Source organism: Kosakonia sp., from assembly GCF_032052965.1.
Taxonomy (GTDB): Bacteria; Pseudomonadota; Gammaproteobacteria; order Enterobacterales; family Enterobacteriaceae; genus Kosakonia.
This window is the reverse complement of the sequence record NZ_DAMBVN010000001.1, coordinates 652468-670546: the sequence shown is the minus strand read 5'-3', so window position 1 is coordinate 670546 and position 18079 is coordinate 652468. Positions and strand designations below refer to the sequence as shown.

At 53.7% G+C, this 18079-nt stretch carries 17 protein-coding genes; 4 read left to right on the top strand and 13 right to left on the bottom strand.

The genetic code is table 11. The annotated features are described in order from the left end of the window. From lapB to yciH, 3 genes are all read left to right on the top strand, one after another. Entirely contained in the window at positions 1-1170 is a 1170-nt protein-coding gene (gene lapB / locus RTX30_RS03105; RefSeq protein WP_312686696.1) for a lipopolysaccharide assembly protein LapB, read from the top strand. Between the two features lie 188 nt (positions 1171-1358). Beyond that, the gene (gene pyrF / locus RTX30_RS03100) at positions 1359-2096 is read left to right on the top strand and encodes an orotidine-5'-phosphate decarboxylase (protein WP_312686694.1); all 738 of its coding nucleotides are present in this window, start codon (positions 1359-1361) and stop codon (positions 2094-2096) included. Then, positions 2096-2422, top strand: a complete 327-nt coding sequence (gene yciH, locus RTX30_RS03095) for a stress response translation initiation inhibitor YciH (RefSeq protein ID WP_312686692.1) — start codon at positions 2096-2098, stop codon at positions 2420-2422. Before pyrF ends, yciH begins: the two co-directional genes overlap by 1 nt. 102 nt (positions 2423-2524) lie before the next feature. On the opposite strand, the gene osmB is transcribed toward yciH, so the two are convergent. The 3 genes from osmB to RTX30_RS03080 all read right to left on the bottom strand — a co-directional run bounded on the left by osmB (position 2525) and on the right by RTX30_RS03080 (position 4029). Further along, positions 2525-2743: an osmotically-inducible lipoprotein OsmB gene (gene osmB / locus RTX30_RS03090; protein WP_025263597.1), complete on the bottom strand. Its 219-nt coding sequence runs from the start codon at positions 2741-2743 to the stop codon at positions 2525-2527. A gap of 255 nt (positions 2744-2998) precedes the next feature. After that, positions 2999-3757, bottom strand: a complete 759-nt coding sequence (locus tag RTX30_RS03085) for a DNA-binding transcriptional regulator YciT (RefSeq protein WP_312686691.1) — start codon at positions 3755-3757, stop codon at positions 2999-3001. A gap of 89 nt (positions 3758-3846) precedes the next feature. Further along, positions 3847-4029, bottom strand: a complete 183-nt coding sequence (locus RTX30_RS03080) for a hypothetical protein (RefSeq protein WP_312686689.1) — start codon at positions 4027-4029, stop codon at positions 3847-3849. Between the two features lie 196 nt (positions 4030-4225). On the opposite strand from RTX30_RS03080, the gene RTX30_RS03075 reads away from it, so the two are divergent. Further along, positions 4226-5095: a crotonase/enoyl-CoA hydratase family protein gene (locus tag RTX30_RS03075; protein WP_312686687.1), complete on the top strand. Its 870-nt coding sequence runs from the start codon at positions 4226-4228 to the stop codon at positions 5093-5095. On the opposite strand, the gene pdeR is transcribed toward RTX30_RS03075, so the two are convergent. From pdeR to pspF, 10 genes are all read right to left on the bottom strand, one after another. After that, positions 5092-7083 carry a cyclic di-GMP phosphodiesterase gene (pdeR, locus tag RTX30_RS03070; protein WP_312686685.1) on the bottom strand — a complete coding sequence of 664 codons (1992 nt, stop codon included), beginning with the start codon at positions 7081-7083 and terminating at the stop codon, positions 5092-5094. The genes RTX30_RS03075 and pdeR overlap by 4 nt on opposite strands. A gap of 305 nt (positions 7084-7388) precedes the next feature. After that, positions 7389-9323 (bottom strand): exoribonuclease II, encoded by a 1935-nt coding sequence (locus RTX30_RS03065; protein ID WP_312686683.1) that lies wholly within the window; start codon positions 9321-9323, stop codon positions 7389-7391. Positions 9324-9460: 137 nt separating this feature from the next. After that, a complete protein-coding gene (locus tag RTX30_RS03060; RefSeq protein WP_312686681.1) occupies positions 9461-10618 on the bottom strand; it encodes a CMD domain-containing protein in 1158 nt (385 codons plus the stop codon). Positions 10619-10798: 180 nt separating this feature from the next. Next, complete coding sequence (fabI, locus tag RTX30_RS03055) at positions 10799-11587, bottom strand: enoyl-ACP reductase FabI (protein WP_061496169.1); 789 nt, start codon at positions 11585-11587, stop codon at positions 10799-10801. Positions 11588-11709: 122 nt separating this feature from the next. Continuing rightward, a complete protein-coding gene (gene sapF, locus RTX30_RS03050; protein WP_312686677.1) occupies positions 11710-12516 on the bottom strand; it encodes a peptide ABC transporter ATP-binding protein SapF in 807 nt (268 codons plus the stop codon). A gap of 1 nt (position 12517) precedes the next feature. Then, positions 12518-13510 carry a putrescine export ABC transporter ATP-binding protein SapD gene (sapD, locus tag RTX30_RS03045; protein WP_312686675.1) on the bottom strand — a complete coding sequence of 331 codons (993 nt, stop codon included), beginning with the start codon at positions 13508-13510 and terminating at the stop codon, positions 12518-12520. Further along, a complete protein-coding gene (gene sapC / locus RTX30_RS03040; protein ID WP_312686674.1) occupies positions 13510-14400 on the bottom strand; it encodes a putrescine export ABC transporter permease SapC in 891 nt (296 codons plus the stop codon). Before sapC ends, sapD begins: the two co-directional genes overlap by 1 nt. After that, positions 14387-15352, bottom strand: coding sequence for a putrescine export ABC transporter permease SapB (gene sapB / locus RTX30_RS03035; RefSeq protein ID WP_312686673.1), 966 nt, complete (start codon positions 15350-15352; stop codon positions 14387-14389). The genes sapC and sapB overlap by 14 nt, the downstream gene beginning before the upstream one ends. Continuing rightward, positions 15349-16992, bottom strand: a complete 1644-nt coding sequence (gene sapA / locus RTX30_RS03030) for an ABC transporter substrate-binding protein SapA (RefSeq protein WP_312686672.1) — start codon at positions 16990-16992, stop codon at positions 15349-15351. Before sapA ends, sapB begins: the two co-directional genes overlap by 4 nt. A gap of 97 nt (positions 16993-17089) precedes the next feature. Then, a complete protein-coding gene (gene pspF / locus RTX30_RS03025) occupies positions 17090-18070 on the bottom strand; it encodes a phage shock protein operon transcriptional activator (RefSeq protein WP_312686670.1) in 981 nt (326 codons plus the stop codon). Between the last annotated feature and the right edge of the window lie 9 nt (positions 18071-18079).

Sequence of the window (18079 nt, the reverse complement as noted above, 5' to 3'; positions counted from 1 at the left end):
ATGCTGGAGTTGTTGTTTCTGCTGTTACCTGTCGCGGCGGCCTATGGCTGGTATATGGGGCGCAGAAATGCTCAACAAACAAAGCAGGATGAGGCGAACCGGCTTTCACGTGAATACGTTGCCGGGGTTAACCTTTTACTGAGCAACCAGCAGGACAAAGCGGTAGACCTGTTCCTCGACATGCTGAAAGAGGACACCGGCACGGTCGAAGCGCATCTTACGCTCGGGAATCTGTTCCGCTCACGCGGCGAAGTTGACCGTGCGATCCGCATCCATCAAACCCTGATGGAAAGCGCCTCATTATCTTATGATCAGCGACTGCTGGCCGTGCAACAACTGGGTCGCGATTATATGGCGGCTGGCATGTACGACCGTGCCGAAGATATGTTCAATCAATTGGTTGATGAAACGGATTTTCGCGTCAGCGCGCTACAGCAACTGCTGCAAATTTATCAGGCGACCAGTGACTGGCAAAAAGCGATTGATGCTGCCGAGCGGTTGGTCAAACTTGGCAAAGATAAGCAACGCGGTGAAATCGCTCATTTCTACTGCGAGCTGGCGCTCCAGCAGATGGGCAACGAAGATATGGACAGAGCCATGGCGCTGCTGAAGAAGGGCGCTGCCGCTGACCGTGACAGCCCGCGCGTCTCCATTATGATGGGGCGCGTGTTTATGGCGAATGGTGATTACTTTAAAGCGGCGGACAGCCTGCTTCGTGTCATCGACCAGGATAAAGAACTGGTTAGCGAAACGCTGGAGATGCTGCAAACCTGCTACCAGCAAATGGGCAAAATTGACCAGTGGGCAGAATTCCTGCAGCGCTGCGTGGAAGAGAACACCGGCGCAAGCGCGGAGTTGATGCTAGCGGAAATTAAAGAACGCCGCGACGGTCCAGATGCCGCCCAACTGTTTGTTACCCAACAACTGCAACGCCATCCGACAATGCGCGTGTTCCACAAACTGATGGATTACCATCTGAACGAAGCAGAAGAGGGGCGCGCCAAAGAAAGCCTGGGTGTTTTGCGTGAAATGGTCGGCGAGCAGATCCGCAGCAAACCGCGCTACCGCTGCCATAAATGCGGTTTTACCGCGTATACCATGTACTGGCACTGCCCATCCTGCCGCGCCTGGTCAACGGTCAAACCGATTCGCGGGCTGGACGGTCAGTGATTTTTTAAAAGCCTCCATTTTAGTTACAACATACTTATATATAAATTTTAAAACTAGCAGCAACCGTGCCAGCACATCGCTTAGCAGGGTATAAATGGAGCCTGTTATTTCTGCGGATGGGCAGGTAGAATGCTCGCCGTTTATTCATTCTGCGCCTGAGCGGGTGCCTCATTTCAGAAGGTCTGATCATGACGTCTACTGCTTTATCGACTTTCCGCGCTGTTACTGCCTCTCCGGTTGTAGTGGCACTAGATTACGATAACCGAGACAAAGCCCTGGCGTTTGTCGACCGCATCGATCCCCGTGACTGCCGTCTGAAAGTCGGCAAAGAAATGTTCACGCTTTTTGGACCGCAACTGGTACGCGAGCTGCAGCAGCGTGGTTTTGATATTTTTCTCGATCTGAAATTCCACGATATCCCCAACACCACAGCACATGCCGTTAAGGCAGCAGCGGATCTTGGCGTGTGGATGGTTAACGTACACGCCTCTGGCGGTGCAAGGATGATGAGTGCGGCAAAAGAAGCACTGCTGCCGTTCGGTAAAGACGCGCCTCTGTTAATTGCCGTGACCGTGTTAACCAGTATGGAAGCCAGTGACTTACAGGATCTGGGTATTCAGGTTACCCCGGCGGAGCATGCAGAGCGTTTGGCGCGCCTGACGCAGCAATGTGGTCTGGATGGTGTCGTCTGTTCGGCACAGGAAGCGGTTCGCTTTAAACGTGAGCTGGGGCAGGCGTTCAAACTGATTACGCCAGGTATCCGCCCGCAGGGCAGTGAAGCGGGCGATCAACGCCGTATCATGACACCTGAACAGGCGCTGGCCGCAGGCGTAGACTATATGGTAATTGGGCGCCCGGTCACCCAATCATCCGATCCGGCGCAAACACTGAAAACGATTAATGCATCGCTTGGCAAGGGGGCATAATGGGTGATAACAACAGCCGGTTAGTTTACTCCACAGAAACCGGGCGCATTGACGAACCAAAAGTCCAGGTCACCCGCCCGCAAGGCGATGGCATTGTACGTATTTCCCGCCAGACCAGCGGACGCAAAGGGAAGGGTGTTTGTCTGATTTCGGGGATTGACGCAGATGATGAAACGCTGGTCAAACTGGCGGCGGAACTCAAGAAAAAATGCGGCTGCGGCGGTGCTGTAAAAGAGGGTGTCATTGAGATCCAGGGCGATAAACGTGATTTGCTTAAATCATTGCTGGAAGCCAAAGGGATGAAAGTGAAACTTGCTGGTGGTTGAAACAGAAAGGCCGTGGTGTTCACCACGGCCTTATCATTACACTGTAAACTCAGACCTGAAAAGAAAGTATATTTATTCTATTGTTGCCGTATTGCCCACCACTTACTTACCAACCTGGTGGCCGATGATCCCACCGACAGCCGCGCCGCCCAGCGTACCCAGCGTGCTACCGTCCGTCAGGACTGCGCCACCAAGTGCGCCCGCACCCGCACCAATGGCGGTGTTACGATCGCGTTTAGACCAGTGACCACAAGCGCTCAGAGACATTGCCAGGGTTACTGCCAGTACTGCAGCGGCCATTTTTTTGCTTGTTAACATCATCATACTTTCTCCTGAATAATCGATTCACGGAAAGATGTTCCCTTTAAGTATAGTCGCTGAGCGCTGTACTAAAGCAGTCCGTGAAACCTTGCTGCGCAGGTGTAATACAATCACGCGGGTGATAGTCACTTCCTGTTATATCGCTAATATTAATTTTACGCCGCGGTCCGTTACAAGACAGGTAAATAATCTTAATCAATGGGTCGGAAAACTCTCAGATGAGAGGGGGTTAGCCCGCAAACGCGGGCGCAGAAGTTAGTGAGGCATACCGGCAGGAACGATATCCACGATTAGCCCGGCTTGCTGCAGCTGCAGCTGCGCTTCTGCCGTGAGATGATTGTCGGTAATAACCCGCTGGAAGCGTTCAGCCGGGCCAAGCGAGTAGGGATGCATTGCGCCGAATTTCGAACTGTCGGTCAGTACAATGGCCTCGCTGCCTTTTTCCAGCACCGCATCTACCACATCGGTGCGCATCATATCCCGCCCTGTAAAGCCGGTTTCAGGCTGCCAGCCGTCAATGCCAATAAAAGCTTTACTGAAATGAACCTGTTGAATGTATTGGCGTGTTAATGGCCCAACCATGCTCTCGCTTTTTTTCTGATAGATACCGCCCAGCAGGATAACTTCCGCAGGAGAATCTTTCAGCAAATGGGCAATGTAGCTGCTTACCGTGATGATTGTGATATCGCGTTGCTCACCGAGTTTGCGCGCCAACAGCGCATTGCAGCTGCCGTTTTCAATAAATACCGTTTCGCCAGCAGAAACCAGGGACGCAGCAAAGTCGGCTAAATCCCGCTTCACGGTATAATTATTCATCATGCGCGTTTCGACATCATCGCTGTCCAACGGCACGGCGAAACCATGCGTACGGCGCAAATAGTTCTGTTTCTCCAGCGTGTTGAGATCCTGGCGAATTGTCACTTCTGAAACGCCGGTCATTCGCGCCAGTTCAGCGACGCTCATGCGGCCTTTATCAATGACCGTTTGCAAAATGAGTTGTTGTCGGGAATTCATAGCCACAAATTTCTAATTGTCGTCGAAAGGAAAATCGCCATGCGGGCGTCGCCGTCCTGGCTGCCGTGTGATGGCGAAAAGTGCGCCATTCAAATTTCCCAGGGCGTTTTTGTTGCGCCAGGAGAAGCGGTTTGATTGGGATTGTCGAGATCTAACAGTTCCGCTTTCAGAATCTCCAGGTTACGGATGGCGGATTGGTAATCCCCGGCAACCAGGATATCCAGAACAGTGTCGATCCGGCCGGCAAGCTGTTTCACGTCAATATCTGCCATATCTTCACCTTAAAATCGAAAAATGAATAAATTCAATGATGCAGAAAAGAGTGTAAAAAGAGAAGGGTAAAAAACGAAATCTCAAAAACTTATAAGCACGCATTATATATTCATTAGGTGCTCCACAGTCATGTTTCACGGTGGATTAGGCTTGCTGTGCGCGCAATGCGCTATTTTCTTACCGGAGGATAAAGCAATGACTGTTATCAACCAAGCTACATGCAAACTGTTTACCGATAATGAACGTTTTACGCAACTTTCTGGCTTTTATGAGGAGGAGCGCCGCACTGTATGGATGATGCTCCGTGCCCGGCCGCGGCCTTGTTTTAACCACGCATTAATTGAAGAGATCATGAATATCTCCTGGCTGGTCAGGCAGTCGGGATTTGCGGTGGATTTTTGGGTAACCGGCTCGCTGGTTCCCGGTATGTATAACACTGGCGGGGATTTGCAGTTCTTTGTCGAGTGTATTAAGAACGGGCGCCGCGAGGCGTTACGAGCGTATGCCCGCGCTTGTGTAGACTGCGTACATGCGGCTTCACGCGGTTTTGACACCGGCGCAATCTCACTAGCGATGGTAGAAGGCAGTGCATTAGGCGGCGGTTTTGAGGCGGCGCTGGCGCACCATTTTGTCCTGGCCCAGTGCGACGCGCGCCTCGGCTTTCCCGAAATTGCCTTTAATCTCTTTCCCGGCATGGGCGGCTACTCGTTGGTCGCACGTCGTTCAGGCATGAAACTGGCGGAGGAGCTGATTTATAAAGGCGAGTCGCATGCCGCTGAATGGTATGAATCGCACGGTCTGGTGGATGTCTCGTTTGATGCCGGTCAGGGTTACATCGCCACGCGCACATTTATTGATACGCTGCAACCGCGTCTCAATGGTGTGCGCGCCATGCTGCGCGCGCGTCAGCGGGTACTGCAACTGCCGCGGAGCGAATTAATGGACATTACCGAAGACTGGGTGGATGCCGCATTCTGCCTGCAACCGAAAGATATTGCCTATATGGAGCGTCTGGTGCAGTTACAGAACCGGCATGTTGCCAGTACGCTCAGTAAAGCCAGTTAATGGGATCTGCGCGCCTGATAGCGCTTCAACCATCGCTCGAATGCGGCAGCGGGCATGGGTTTAGCAAATAGAAATCCCTGCCGTTCATTGACGCCGTTCTTGGTAAGAAAGGCGTCTTCTTTCGCATTCTCAACCCCTTCGGCAACAACCTGTAAGTTAAGCGCTTGCGCCACGGCAACAATGGCACGCACCAGCGATTGCGAAATGGCCTGTTTATGTACGTTACGGACAAAAGACTGATCAAGTTTAATGGCATCAAGCGGAAACCGTGCCAGCTGAGACAGGGAAGAGTAACCAGTGCCAAAATCATCAAGATGCACCTGCGCACCTAACGCGCTGAACTGCTTAATTACCGACAACGCCAGTTCTTCATTTTCTATCAGGCAGCTCTCTGTTAATTCGACGTCGATAGGGCAGTATTCAAAATGGAGATCGCTGAGCGCCTGCTTCAAATCACTAAAAATTGTCTGATCGGCTAACTGTCGGGCCGATACGTTAACGGCAACGCGCAGGTGAATTCCCTTATCGCGCCACTTCGCCACCTGTTGTACCACATCCAGCATCACCCTTCGTCCGAGCGGCACAATCAACCCGGACTCTTCGGCGTAGGAGATAAAGTCCAGCGGCGGGATCAACCCGCGCTCCGGTGACTGCCAGCGCACCAGCGCTTCCAGGCTGCGCACCTCGCCACGCCAGGTAATTTTCGGTTGGTAGTGAATAATCAGCTGATTTTTCTCAAGCGCTTTACGCAGGTTAGTATCCAGCCACAGGTACTCGAAGACACGCTGGTTCATTTCCGGCGAAAATACGCAGAATTTACCGCGTCCATTCTCTTTGGCCGTGTACATCGCCGTATCTGCATTGCGGATCACGCTTTCGCGATCGTTCCCATGCTGCGGTGCCAGTGAAATACCCAGAGAACAGCCGCTGTAGATCTCAATGAGGCCGATGCGAAAGGGCTGGCGCAATCGCGTCAGAATGCGTGAAGCCATAGCTTCCAGCAGGCTTTGGCTGGTATCGGTGGCCAGCACAATAAACTCGTCGCCGCCGAGTCTCGCCAGCACCTGGCCCTTATCCAGACAACTCAAAATGGCAAGCGACACCGCCTGCAAGAGTTGATCGCCAAACATATGCCCATAGGCATCGTTCACTTTTTTAAAATTATCCAGATCAAGGTAGACAATACCGACCTGAGTCTCTCCCCGTTGAGCAATGGCGTCGCTGATCAGTTCATTGATGGCATTGCGATTAGGCAGTCCGGTAACGGTATCGGTATTGGCCAGTACGCGTAAACGCTCCTGGGCATGGCGCTCATCGGTGATATCCGTACCGGAACAAATCAGGAAAATTTCGTTTTTACCGCTGCCACTGTGGACAAATTTATTGCGAAACAGAAACAGCCGCTGCCCTTTGCGGGTTTTGACCCAGCGCTCGACTTCATACGGTGCGCCATTATGAAAAAAACCACTGATATTGCGTTTGGAGGCGACGGCTTCGCTACGGCTCATAAACAATTTAAAGACGTTCTGTCCAATCACGTCCTGCTCTTTCAAGCCGGTATACTCTTCGCTAAGGCGATTAAAACGCTGAATATTGCCGTGGCGATCGAGGATAACGATCACAGAGTTGGCTTCGGAGACGACCTGTTCGGCAAAGGAAAGCCCCTGAACCAGGTCACGGGCAACGGACTGGGTATCATGCCAGGCCGAAGCGCTACCCGCCCAGACTTTGCGGCTGACTTTATGACCGACCAGATGCACCATTACCTCTTCGCCGAACAGGTTCAGCGGCATAGTCAGACTTGATGTAATCACGGTCATTTCACGGATCAACGCCGCCTGCTCGGGACTTAGCGTCATCACCTGACTGACCTCAGAATCTTCGTTTGGAGAAAAGTGCAATGCGTTGCTGTCGGCAGTCAAACGCCAGAACGGGCTGTCGGACCCCAGATAACGAAACAGCAAATTGTTTTCCTGCTCGTCTTTCATGCTATCTCCCAGACCACCAAAACGCACATCGAGTACTCATTAGCGACGGAAAACGCCTGTATTACCGGGGCGTTGTCAGGCATGAACGTATTGTTCTTATTGAAATAGTCGGCCAGCACGATCGCACTATGCAAAACAGCCGTTGTGCATAAATTGCAGAATTCTGCAGTAAACAACCAGTTGCCTGAATTGTTATTGTGGTCGCTTTTACAGGATTGTGTGAAGAAATGAGAAAAAAATGCGCGGGCTATCGCAATGTGGAAGGGGCTCCCTCCCGGGTGGGAAGGAGCTGACTTTACAAGCCGTTAAAGCGCAGGACGGGCAATCACGCTGCGGGTTTCCATACGGACTTCCGCAATGGTTACATCGATCACGTCGGTGACTTTGAACACCGTCTCGCCTTTGATCTGCACGGTGCCACTCTCCTGGCTGCAAACCAGTTCATCACGCACAGCGTGGATAAAGGGTGCCGGAATAAAAGCCACAGCACCATTATCAACCAGACGAACGCGCATACCACCACGGCTTACATCGATAATTTCCGCAGCAAAACGGGTATCGCTACCGGCTTTATCTTGCAGGAACCGGGCATACAGCCAGTCACCGACATCACGTTCAGCCATACGGTTAAGACGACGGCGTTCTGCCATTTGCACAGTGGTGTCATCCTGTGGGCGTTTCGGTGTTTCACCCTTAATGATCGCTTTCAACAGACGGTGGTTAACCATGTCGCCATACTTACGGATGGGTGATGTCCAGGTCGCGTAAGCTTCCAGACCCAAACCAAAGTGCGGCCCCGGTTCGATGCTGATTTCAGCAAAAGACTGGAAGCGACGAATGCGGCTATCAAGGAAACCAGAGGGTTGCGCGTCAAGCTCGCGACGCAGCTTGCAGAAGCCTTCCAGCGTCAAGACTTCCTCTGCGTCGACATGCATACCGTGGGTTTTCAGCATTGCGGCCAGTTGTTCGCTGTTTGCAGGATCAAAGCCAAGATGCACGTTATAAATACCAAACCCGAGCTTGTCGCGCAGAACGCGGGCGGCACAAATATTGGCGGCAATCATCGATTCTTCGACAATGCGGTTAGCGATACGGCGCGGTTCGGCTACGATATCCAGCACTTCACCTTTGTCGCCGAGGACAAAGCGGTAATCCGGACGGTCTTTGAACACCAGCGCATGGGTCTGGCGCCACTGTGCGCGCAACTGACTGACACGGTGCAGCAAACGGATTTGCGCCGCGATGGTGTCATTTTCGGGTTGCCATTCGCCGCTGTTTTCCAGCCAGTCGGAGACGTTGTCGTACGCCAGTTTGGCTTTTGACTCGATGGTTGCCGCGAAAAATTCAATGTTGTCTTCAATCGCGCCGTTGTTATCCAGTATCATGCGGCAAACCAGTGCGGGACGCACTTCGTTGGCACGCAGCGAGCAAAGGTCGTCAGACAATTCGCGCGGCAGCATCGGGATGTTAAAACCCGGTAGGTAGTTGGTGAAGGCGCGGATCCGCGCGGCATCATCAAGCTTGCTGCCTTCGGCGATCCAGGCTGTCGGATCGGCGATCGCTACTGTCAGTTGCAGTTTGCCTTCAGCGGTTTCGGCAACGTAGAGGGCATCGTCCATATCTTCAGTGCTGGCGCTATCGATCGTGACGAACGGCAGCGCTGTCATATCTTCGCGTTGCAGACCGTCATCGAGCATGGCAGTCGCCACGCCGTTCGGGGCTTCTTTTTCCAGATTGTGGCGCGCCAGGGTGACCCACCACGGTACAAAATGGTCGTCGGCGAAAGTAATAAATTGGGTCAGTTCGGCATAAAAACCGCGGTCGCCTTTCAGTGGATGGCGACGCATTTCGGCAACAGCCCAGTCGCCTTCTTTGAAATCGTGCTCGACACCACGAGCAGCGCGGCAGGGAATGGCATCTTTCAGCAACGGGTGATCCGGCACGATGGAAAGACGATCGTCTTTCTTCTGCACTTTGCCGACAAAACGCGTCAGAAAAGGCTCGACCAGCTCTTCTGGCTCCGCACTTTCGCGCTCTTTCTCACTGTGGATGACGGCAATAATACGATCGCCATGCATCACTTTTTTCATTTGCGGCGGCGGAATGAAATAGCTTTTTTGCGCGTCGACTTCCAGAAAGCCGAAGCCTTTTTCAGTGCCTTTTACGACACCTTCCGCACGCGGCGTCTGAGAATGAAGTTGCTGTTTTAGCTGCGCAAGCAGCGGGTTGTCCTGGAGCATAGTTATCTATTTTCGTGGCCAAAAGAGCGGCTGACAGTTTTACGCGATTCTGCCTGTTGCAGCAAGCGCTGTTTCTGCAAAATCTGTCTGCGCCTGCAGCACTTCTGGTATGGAAGCTGCACGTTGTCCGTCACGGGTTACGCTTTCTCTACGAGTCCGATTTTCAACCGGTTAAGCCACCCATGTAACGCACAACCGGTCAGCAAATTCACCGCCTCGCGTTGGCTAAAGCCCTGCTCAACCAATAACGAAAATTGCAGCGGACTGAACCTGTCCGGTGCACAGGTAAGCATGTACGCGGCCTGAATCAGCGTGCTTTCCGGCGTACTCCCGGCGATGATGCGCTGTGGTTCGCGCCCGCCGTCGACAAAAGCGGTCAAGGGTTCAGAAGGGCCCTGCCAGCGGCGGCACTGCTCAACAAAACAGCATACGCTCCCATTGATCCGCGCGGTATAGAGCGCCGACAGGCGCGCGAGATGCGGTTCCGGGTTGCTCCGGGCAATGCTTTCAACAATCTCGCCCAGTTCATTAAGTTGCAAATGTTCATGTGCCAGCACTGGCGCGAGCAGACGCAGTTCAGGCAAAGGCTGCCAGCGTGCGAGAGAGGCCATCTGCGGCGCATTGGCCGTGCGTAATTCCACACCGTCCATCGCTGGCAACCATTCCCCTTCGGGGTGGGCAAAAAGGTGCGCATCCGCTTCCTGTTGCGTCTCCATTCCCGGGATAAAGCGGACAGGCTGGCCGAGCAGAGCCTGCAACACCGCCACCACCCGCGCCTGGAAGGTGATAAAGCCGATAATTTGATTCATCGTCACGACGTCATACAGTGACAGCCCAACATCTTCGAGTTGCTGGCGCGAACGGGCGTCAATCACAGACGGAGAGGCGGCGAGCTGGCGTGCATACTGGGTGATTTGCGCCAGACGGTAGTTACTCTCCCGCGAGGAATCCGGACCAGGCAGTGGCGCGAGACGCGCAGCATAGTGGTTGCATAAACGCTGGATACCAAACACTTGCGCCACGGTAAGGGCAGTGCTGAGGCGGTCATAGGCGCTAAAGGTGCGCAAGCGATTCACGGCCACACGGGGCGGGAACAGTAACGCGTAAAGTTTACGTGCGGGCGTAACGAGGCTGTCGAGGTCGGCTAGCAGTTCATTGGGCAGGACCAGATCAAGCAGGAAGGGGTCGGTAACACTGGCTGCTTCGGGAACCAGCGGCAAAGCTTGTGTCCGGCTGGCGCTTGACTGGGTCTCATGATACCAGTGATTTTTGCCTTCAATCCGGCGTCGTTCCATGGTCGTTCCTTGGTCTGAATGTGGCGATCCGGATACGACGTCAGGTCTTTTGCGCCGGATCTTTTTTGCTGCTTAATCCTGGCGTAAGGGGCGGGAGGGATGAAAGATTGTTAGGTGATAATAAATATCAGAATGGCATATCAAGGCGAAACGCCCCTTCATGAGAAGGGGCGACGGGAATTATTTGATTTCCAGCTCGTTCATTGCGGCAATGTTGAAACCGCCGTCAACGTGTACCACTTCACCGGAGATACCGGCAGACAGGTCAGAACACAGGAACGCAGCAGAGTTGCCCACATCTTCAATGGTCACGGTACGACGAATCGGGGTAACTGCTTCGCAGTGCGCCAGCATTTTACGGAAATCTTTGATGCCGGAGGCAGCCAGGGTACGAATCGGACCGGCAGAAATACCGTTAACACGTACGCCTTCCGGGCCCATCGCATTCGCCATATAACGGACGTTGGCTTCAAGAGAGGCTTTGGCCAGACCCATAACGTTGTAGTTCGGGATCGCACGCTCAGCGCCGAGGTAGGAAAGGGTCAGCAGCGCAGAACCTGGATTCAGCATTTCGCGGCAGGCTTTTGCCATCGCAACGAAGCTGTAGGAGCTAATGTCGTGGGCGATTTTAAAGCCTTCACGGGTTACGGCGTTGACGTAGTCGCCATCCAACTGATCGCCCGGAGCGAAGCCGATAGAGTGCACGAAGCCGTCGAATTTCGGCCAGACTTTCGCCAGGTCAGTGAACAGGGCATCAATGCTTTCATCTTTAGCGACATCGCATTCCAGAACAATGCTGGAACCCAGCTGGGCGGCAAACTCTTCAACACGGCCTTTCAGCTTGTCGTTCTGGTAGGTGAATGCCAGCTCAGCGCCTTCGCGGTGCATAGCCTGTGCGATGCCGTAAGCGATAGACAGTTTGCTGGCAACGCCAGTTACCAGAATGCGCTTACCGGAAAGAAAACCCATAGCTTTAATCCTTATATTCATTGTTGTGGCGCTCGTCATTCTGTTGGGACGAGCGTCGTTAAAACGCGGCGATTCTATCATGAGTCGCCGGATGAGTTAATCCGACCACTGAAACTATTGAATCAACGGTCTTTTCGCCATGCATCGGCTGTTAATGCTTCACCAAAATGACCGGCAATTAAGCGTTTTGTTAAATCATGCAGCGGGGAAGCAAGCACATCGGCGGTACTGCCACGTTCAACCACGGAACCCTGATGCATGACCAGAACCTGATCGCTGATGTGTTTCATCATGCCAATGTGCTGGGTAACATAAATATAAGAGATACCCTGTTTTTCCTGTAATTCCAGCATCAGATTAATTAACTGCGAACGCATCGACATATCCAGCGACGCCAGCGCTTCATCGGCTATGATCACTTTAGGACGCAGGATCAGCGCCCGCGCCAGTCCGAGACGTTGCTTTTGGCCCGGCGCCATCATATGCGGGTAATAGCTAACGTGATCCGGCAGCAAACCGACCATGTGCAAGGTTTCCAGAATACGTTTGCGGCGTGCCTCCGGTTCCAGATCGGTATTCAGACGCAGCGGAAAATCCAGGATTTGTGAAATACGCTGGCGCGGATTAAGCGACGTCGTCGGATCCTGAAAAATCATGCGGATATGCTGGCTACGAAACGTGTAATCGCCGTAATGCAGCGGCTGATCATCAATCACCAGTTCCCCGGATGTTGGTTCCACCATTCCTGCCAGCATTTTGGCGAGCGTGGACTTACCAGAACCGTTTTCACCAATGATTGCCAGCGTCTGGCGCTCACGCAGGGTAAAACTTAATGGCTTGACGGCTTCCACGGTCTGGCGGCGGAACCAGCCGGTGCGGTAGCGGAATGTTTTACTGAGGTTACGCACCTCGAGCAGGGTTTCAACCATCTCACTCACTCTCCATATTCAGCGGGAAATGGCAGGCGTAAAGATGATTTCGCGCCCCAGCGAGCCGGGGTTTTTCAATGCATTTACGCTGAGCATAAGGGCAGCGCGGCCCCAGGCGACAGCCAATCGGTAACTGTTCAAGCAGCGGGATGGCACCCGGCATGGTATTCAGCCGGCTTTTATGCGGCATCGCACTGCCAAAATCTGGAATGGCGCGGATCAGCGCCTGGGTATACGGGTGGTGAGGCGTTGCAATCAACTCCTCACTGGGGGCGGTTTCGACCGTCTGGCCGCAATACATGACGTTGATACGGTCTGCCCATTTACTCAACATTTGCAGGTCATGACTGATCAACATAATGGTGGTGTTATTGTTCTGATTGAGCCGGGTAAGCAGACGGAAAATCTGCGCCTGGGTAGTCGGTTCCATGGCATTTGTCGGCTCATCAGCAATCAATAACCGCGGCTGGTTGGCCAGTGCAATGGCGATCATCACTTTCTGACACTCGCCTTCCGTCAGTTCGTAAGGGAAGCTGCGCATTGCATCTTTATGATCCTTGATACCCACACGGTGCAGCAACTCAATAGCGCGACGTTTGCGCCAGCCGAAGCGCTGTAGCAGGCTACCTTTCCATGTCCAGCTGGGGATATTTTGCATCAGCTGTTTACCCACGCGTTCGGACGGATCGAGACAGGACTGCGGCTCCTGGAAAATCATAGAGACGTTGTGGCCGAGCAGCTTTCGCCGTTCACGGGACGACAGTCGCATTAAGTCGATATCGTCAAAGCGCATACGATCGGCGGTGACGCGCCAGTTCTCTTTGCTTACGCCACATATCGCTTTCGCAATCAGGCTTTTACCAGACCCGGATTCGCCAACAAGACCGCGAATTTCGCCTTCCGCAAGGGTCAGGCTGACGCGATCAACTGCCTTCACCCAGTTTTCACCGGTTTTGACTTCAATGGTGAGGTTACGGATATCAAGAAGTGGCATTATTCCACCCCCGCATTGATTGCGCGGCGAATACCGTCGCCCAGAATGTTAACCAGCAATACGCTTACCATAATAGCCGCACCGGGCAACATCACGGTCCAGGGGGCGACATAAATCAGTTCCAGCGCATCGCCAAGCATCGCTCCCCATTCCGGCGAGGGGAGTTGCGCGCCAAGATCCAAAAAGCCCAGCGCGGCAATATCCAGAATCGCCATTGACAGCGAACGTGTGATTTCTGTGATCATGCCGGAAGTGATATTGGGTAACACGGCAAACCATAAAATATTCATTGTGGAAGCACCATCGAGGCGCGCCGCCACTACGTACTCTTTCTCCAGTTCGTCATGCACCATGCTGTAGACCGAACGCACCATGCGCGGCAGGAGCGCCAGCCAGACGGCAAACATGGCATGCGAAAGGTGTGGGCCAGCAAACGCCACCACAATAATGGCCAGTAGCAGCGTCGGTAACGACAACAATGTATCCAGAATGTGGTTCAACACCGCAGAACGCAGGCCATGTGTCGCGCCGGCGAACACGCCAAGCACCAGCCCGCACAATGTTGCCGCCAGCGTAACAATAAATGCCCCCCCCACGGTGGGTGCGGCCCCGCTCAGTAAGCGACTCAGCACATCGCGCCCAAGATCGTCAGTCCCGAGGAAGAAAGAGACATCGCCATAACGCGACCAGGACGGCGGAAGCAACTGATAACCCAAAAATTGTTGATCGAGGCCGTAAGGCGCGAACCACTTACCGAATATGCACAGCAGCAGCAGGGCACTACAGCCATAAAGGCCGATCATTGCCGTGGTATCGCTGTAAAATTTGCGCCACACGGTGCGCAGCGCGCCAGGCGGGCGCTTTTCGCTGTAGACGCTATCGTAAGGCATACCATTCCTTATGTTTCAATGGGTTCGCCAGCGCACCCAGGATATCGGAAATCACGTTTACAATGATAACCAGCGAGCCAATCACCATCACGCCGGCAGAGATAGCCGCGTAGTCCTGCTGGCGAATGGCGTTAATCAGCCAGCGCCCCAGTCCCGGCCAGCTAAACACCATTTCAGTGATCATCGCCAGCGTCAGCATGGTAGAAAACTGTAAGCCCAATTTGGGGATCACCGGCGGCAGGGCGTTGTGCAGCACATGGCGCCGGAGGATCGTTAGCATGGACTGGCCGCGTGTCGCCGCCGCTTTGATATAGTTTTTTTCAATCACATCCATGGTGCTGATACGCATCAGGCGGATCACTTCCGTGGTTGGCGCGACCGCCAGCGTCACCACCGGCAACACCATATGTCGCAAGGCGCTGACGATCATCTCATCACGCCATGGCGAGTCTGAAAGCCAGGCATCAATAATAGCGAAACCGGTCACCGTTTTGACTTCGTACAGTAAATCGAAGCGCCCGGAAACCGGCAGCCAGCCGAGGTTAAGCGAGAAAAAGAGCGTTAAGAGCAACGCCAGCCAGAATACCGGAATGGAAAAGCCGAGCAGAGCAATCGCGCTCACCAGCCGGTCCTGCCATTTGCTGCGCATCACGCCCGCCAGCATGCCTACCGGGATCCCCACCAGCAACGCAGAGCCAAAGGCAAGGATGCACAGTTCCATCGTTGCCGGAAACACTTCTTTAAGTTGCTGCGAAATGAGCTGACCATTAATGCTGGAAACACCGAAGTCCCAATGCAGCAAGCCGGTAAACCAGAACACCCAGGCATTCCACATGGTTGCGCCTTGAAGCGGCGCATGCGGTGTGAAGTAGCTAAGACTGAACCCGACAAAGGTCAGGAAAAACAGCGTCACCAACAGCAGCAACAAACGGCGCAGGGTAAAAATAATCATGGCGGCGAAACCTCTTGTTTTTCCCGCGAGACACCGGCGAAAGAGGCGCTGCCAAACGGACTCAGCACCAGCCCTTTAATATCGTACCGATAGGCCTGTAACCTTAACGAAGACGCCAGCGGAAGCACTGGCAATTCACGCGCAAGAATATTTTGTGCCTCGTCATAGGCATCAATGCGCGCCGCGAGTTGCTGTGACGACAGCGCTTTCTGCAGCACCTCGTCAAATTCGCGATGACACCAGTGTGCAAAATTGGTCTGCGAATCGATGGCGGCGCAGCTCAGCATCGGCCTGAAAAAGCTGTCCGGATCGTTACTGTCCGTTGCCCAGCCTGAAAGGGTCAAATCGTGATTCATATCCATCAGACGCGCCTCCTGGAAACGGCCTTCCACCGGCACAATGACCACTTTCACCCCGGCCTGGGCCATATCCGCCTGGATCAATTCAGCGGTTTTCAGCGGGCTGGGGTTCCACGCCTGGGAACTGGTCGGCACCCACAGGTGCAGCGTCATATTCTCCAGCCCCAGCGCTTTCAGGCGTTCACGTGCTTTGGCGGGGTCGTATTCGGTAATTTTGGCTTCATTATCGTAAGCCCACGATGCGCGCGGCAGGATCGACGCTGCCGTTTCCGCCGTTCCGTAATAAATGGACTGCATCAGCCGCTGGTTATTGATTGACAACGCAAGCGCGTGGCGCACTTCAGGATTATTCAAGGGGGGTTTATCAGTATTGAACGCCAGATAAGCAATGTTCATTCCCGGACGTAGCGTCAGACGCAGGCGCGGATCATCACGCAAAATAGTAAGCTGACTGGCAGCAGGCCATGCCAGCACATCACATTCTCCGGTTAACAATTTAGATAACCGCCCGGTGCCACCGGAACCCAGATCAACCACCACCTGTTGCATCAAAGGTTTACCGCGCCAGAATTTTTCGTGACGTTGTAACCGAATATATTGCCCGGCACGATACTCATCTAACTGATACGGGCCGGTGCCCACCGGCTGGCGATCAAGCAGCTCCTGATGATCTTCTTTTGCAAGCTGCGCGGCGTATTCAGCAGACATGACAGAGGCATAGTGGGTCGCCAGGTGCCACAAGAAAGAGGCATCCGGCCTTTTCAGACGGAATTCAACGGTACGGTTATCCAGCTTACGAACACTGTCAATCGCGTCGGCGAACTGCAAACTGTCGAAATAGGGGAAACTGCTACCGTTAACATTATGCCAGGGATTTTCGCGGTCGAAGATGCGCTGGAAAGTGAACACCACATCATCAGCATTTAGCGCACGGTGCGGGGTAAACCATGCTGTTTTCTGAAACGCGACACCGTCGCGCAGGCGAAATCGGTACGTGGCGCCGCTATCCAGCACTTCCCAGCTTTCGGCCAGTTCCGGCACCAGGCGGTAAGTATAGGGATCGACATCCAGCAGGCGATCGTAAAGCTGAGCCGCCAGCGTGTCGACAATCAGGCCGCTGCTCACTTTTTGTGGATTAAAGGTGCTTACCTGACCATTGACGCAATAGACAAAGCCGCTTTCGCGAATATCCGCCCACGGGGCAGATGGCGGCGTTGCCGCTTGCGCAAAGCCTGTTGCGAGGCTTGCGGTCAATAACAGGGAAGAGAAAACCAGACGCATGATTTCTTCACGATTTTAAATTAATGTGCAAAGTGTATCGCACTTACCCTGGCTTCGTAAAAATGTCTGCTGACGACTGCTGTTATTGTCGACGATTTCAGCTTATTTGGTGCTTTTTCAGCAGCGCCCGCAACTGGTGATAGGTCAGCCCGAGCAATTCTGCCGCGCGTTTCTGGTTAAATTTCCCCTGCTGCAGGCTGGTTTCCAGTAAGTTTTTTTCCTGATCGTTTTGGAATTTGCGCAAATCCAGCGGTAACTGAGGTCCGCCAGGCACAATTTCTATTGCCTGCGGCGCGTCTGGCTGCTCGCGGTGAAAGGGATCGATAATAATGCTGTCCAGTGGCGTTTCGCTGCTGCCATGCCGATAGACGGAGCGCTCAACGACGTTTTTCAGTTCGCGGATATTTCCCGGCCAGGGGTAATGCAGCAACGTGTCGCGGGCACGATCGGTAAAACCGGGGAACAGCGGAAGCGATAACTCGCGACACATCTGAATGGCAAAGTGATCCGCCATCAGCATGATATCGCTTTGGCGCTGGCGCAACGGCGGCAACAGCACCACATCGAACGCCAGACGGTCAAGCAGGTCGGCGCGGAATGTGCCTTCATGTACCATTTGCGGCAGGTCGGCGTTGGTTGCACACACCAGCCGGACGTTGACTTGCAGCGGCTGGCTGCCGCCCACGCGCTCCAGCTCGCCATATTCAATGACCCGCAATAACTTTTCCTGGACCAACATCGGGGCGGTGGCCAGCTCATCCAGAAATAAGGTACCGCCATCGGCTCGTTCAAAACGCCCGGGGTGGCGTTTCTGCGCCCCGGTAAATGCCCCGGCTTCATGACCAAAGAGTTCAGAATCGAGCAGGTTTTCATTTAACGCCGCGCAATTCAGCGAGATAAAAGGCCCCTGCCAGCGGGAGGAGAGAAAATGCAGACGGTTAGCAATCAGCTCTTTACCGGTTCCGCGCTCGCCAATGATGAGTACGGGTTTGTCAATCGGCGCGAGACGCGACACCTGCTCCAGCACCTCGATAAAGCTGTTTGCTTCACCGAGTAAGTTATCCTTGTGTTCAGCCATGATGAAATT

Bases quoted from the DNA above. Each gene is read 5' to 3' on its own strand.
- lapB (WP_312686696.1), top strand. From the start codon at position 1: ATGCTGGAGTTGTTGTTTCTGCTGTTACCTGTCGCGGCGGCCTATGGC.
- pyrF (WP_312686694.1), top strand. From the start codon at position 1,359: ATGACGTCTACTGCTTTATCGACTTTCCGCGCTGTTACTGCCTCTCCG.
- yciH (WP_312686692.1), top strand. From the start codon at position 2,096: ATGGGTGATAACAACAGCCGGTTAGTTTACTCCACAGAAACCGGGCGC.
- osmB (WP_025263597.1), bottom strand. From the start codon at position 2,743: ATGATGTTAACAAGCAAAAAAATGGCCGCTGCAGTACTGGCAGTAACC.
- RTX30_RS03085 (WP_312686691.1), bottom strand. From the start codon at position 3,757: ATGAATTCCCGACAACAACTCATTTTGCAAACGGTCATTGATAAAGGC.
- RTX30_RS03080 (WP_312686689.1), bottom strand. From the start codon at position 4,029: ATGGCAGATATTGACGTGAAACAGCTTGCCGGCCGGATCGACACTGTT.
- RTX30_RS03075 (WP_312686687.1), top strand. From the start codon at position 4,226: ATGACTGTTATCAACCAAGCTACATGCAAACTGTTTACCGATAATGAA.
- pdeR (WP_312686685.1), bottom strand. From the start codon at position 7,083: ATGAAAGACGAGCAGGAAAACAATTTGCTGTTTCGTTATCTGGGGTCC.
- RTX30_RS03065 (WP_312686683.1), bottom strand. From the start codon at position 9,323: ATGCTCCAGGACAACCCGCTGCTTGCGCAGCTAAAACAGCAACTTCAT.
- RTX30_RS03060 (WP_312686681.1), bottom strand. From the start codon at position 10,618: ATGGAACGACGCCGGATTGAAGGCAAAAATCACTGGTATCATGAGACC.
- fabI (WP_061496169.1), bottom strand. From the start codon at position 11,587: ATGGGTTTTCTTTCCGGTAAGCGCATTCTGGTAACTGGCGTTGCCAGC.
- sapF (WP_312686677.1), bottom strand. From the start codon at position 12,516: ATGGTTGAAACCCTGCTCGAGGTGCGTAACCTCAGTAAAACATTCCGC.
- sapD (WP_312686675.1), bottom strand. From the start codon at position 13,510: ATGCCACTTCTTGATATCCGTAACCTCACCATTGAAGTCAAAACCGGT.
- sapC (WP_312686674.1), bottom strand. From the start codon at position 14,400: ATGCCTTACGATAGCGTCTACAGCGAAAAGCGCCCGCCTGGCGCGCTG.
- sapB (WP_312686673.1), bottom strand. From the start codon at position 15,352: ATGATTATTTTTACCCTGCGCCGTTTGTTGCTGCTGTTGGTGACGCTG.
- sapA (WP_312686672.1), bottom strand. From the start codon at position 16,992: ATGCGTCTGGTTTTCTCTTCCCTGTTATTGACCGCAAGCCTCGCAACA.
- pspF (WP_312686670.1), bottom strand. From the start codon at position 18,070: ATGGCTGAACACAAGGATAACTTACTCGGTGAAGCAAACAGCTTTATC.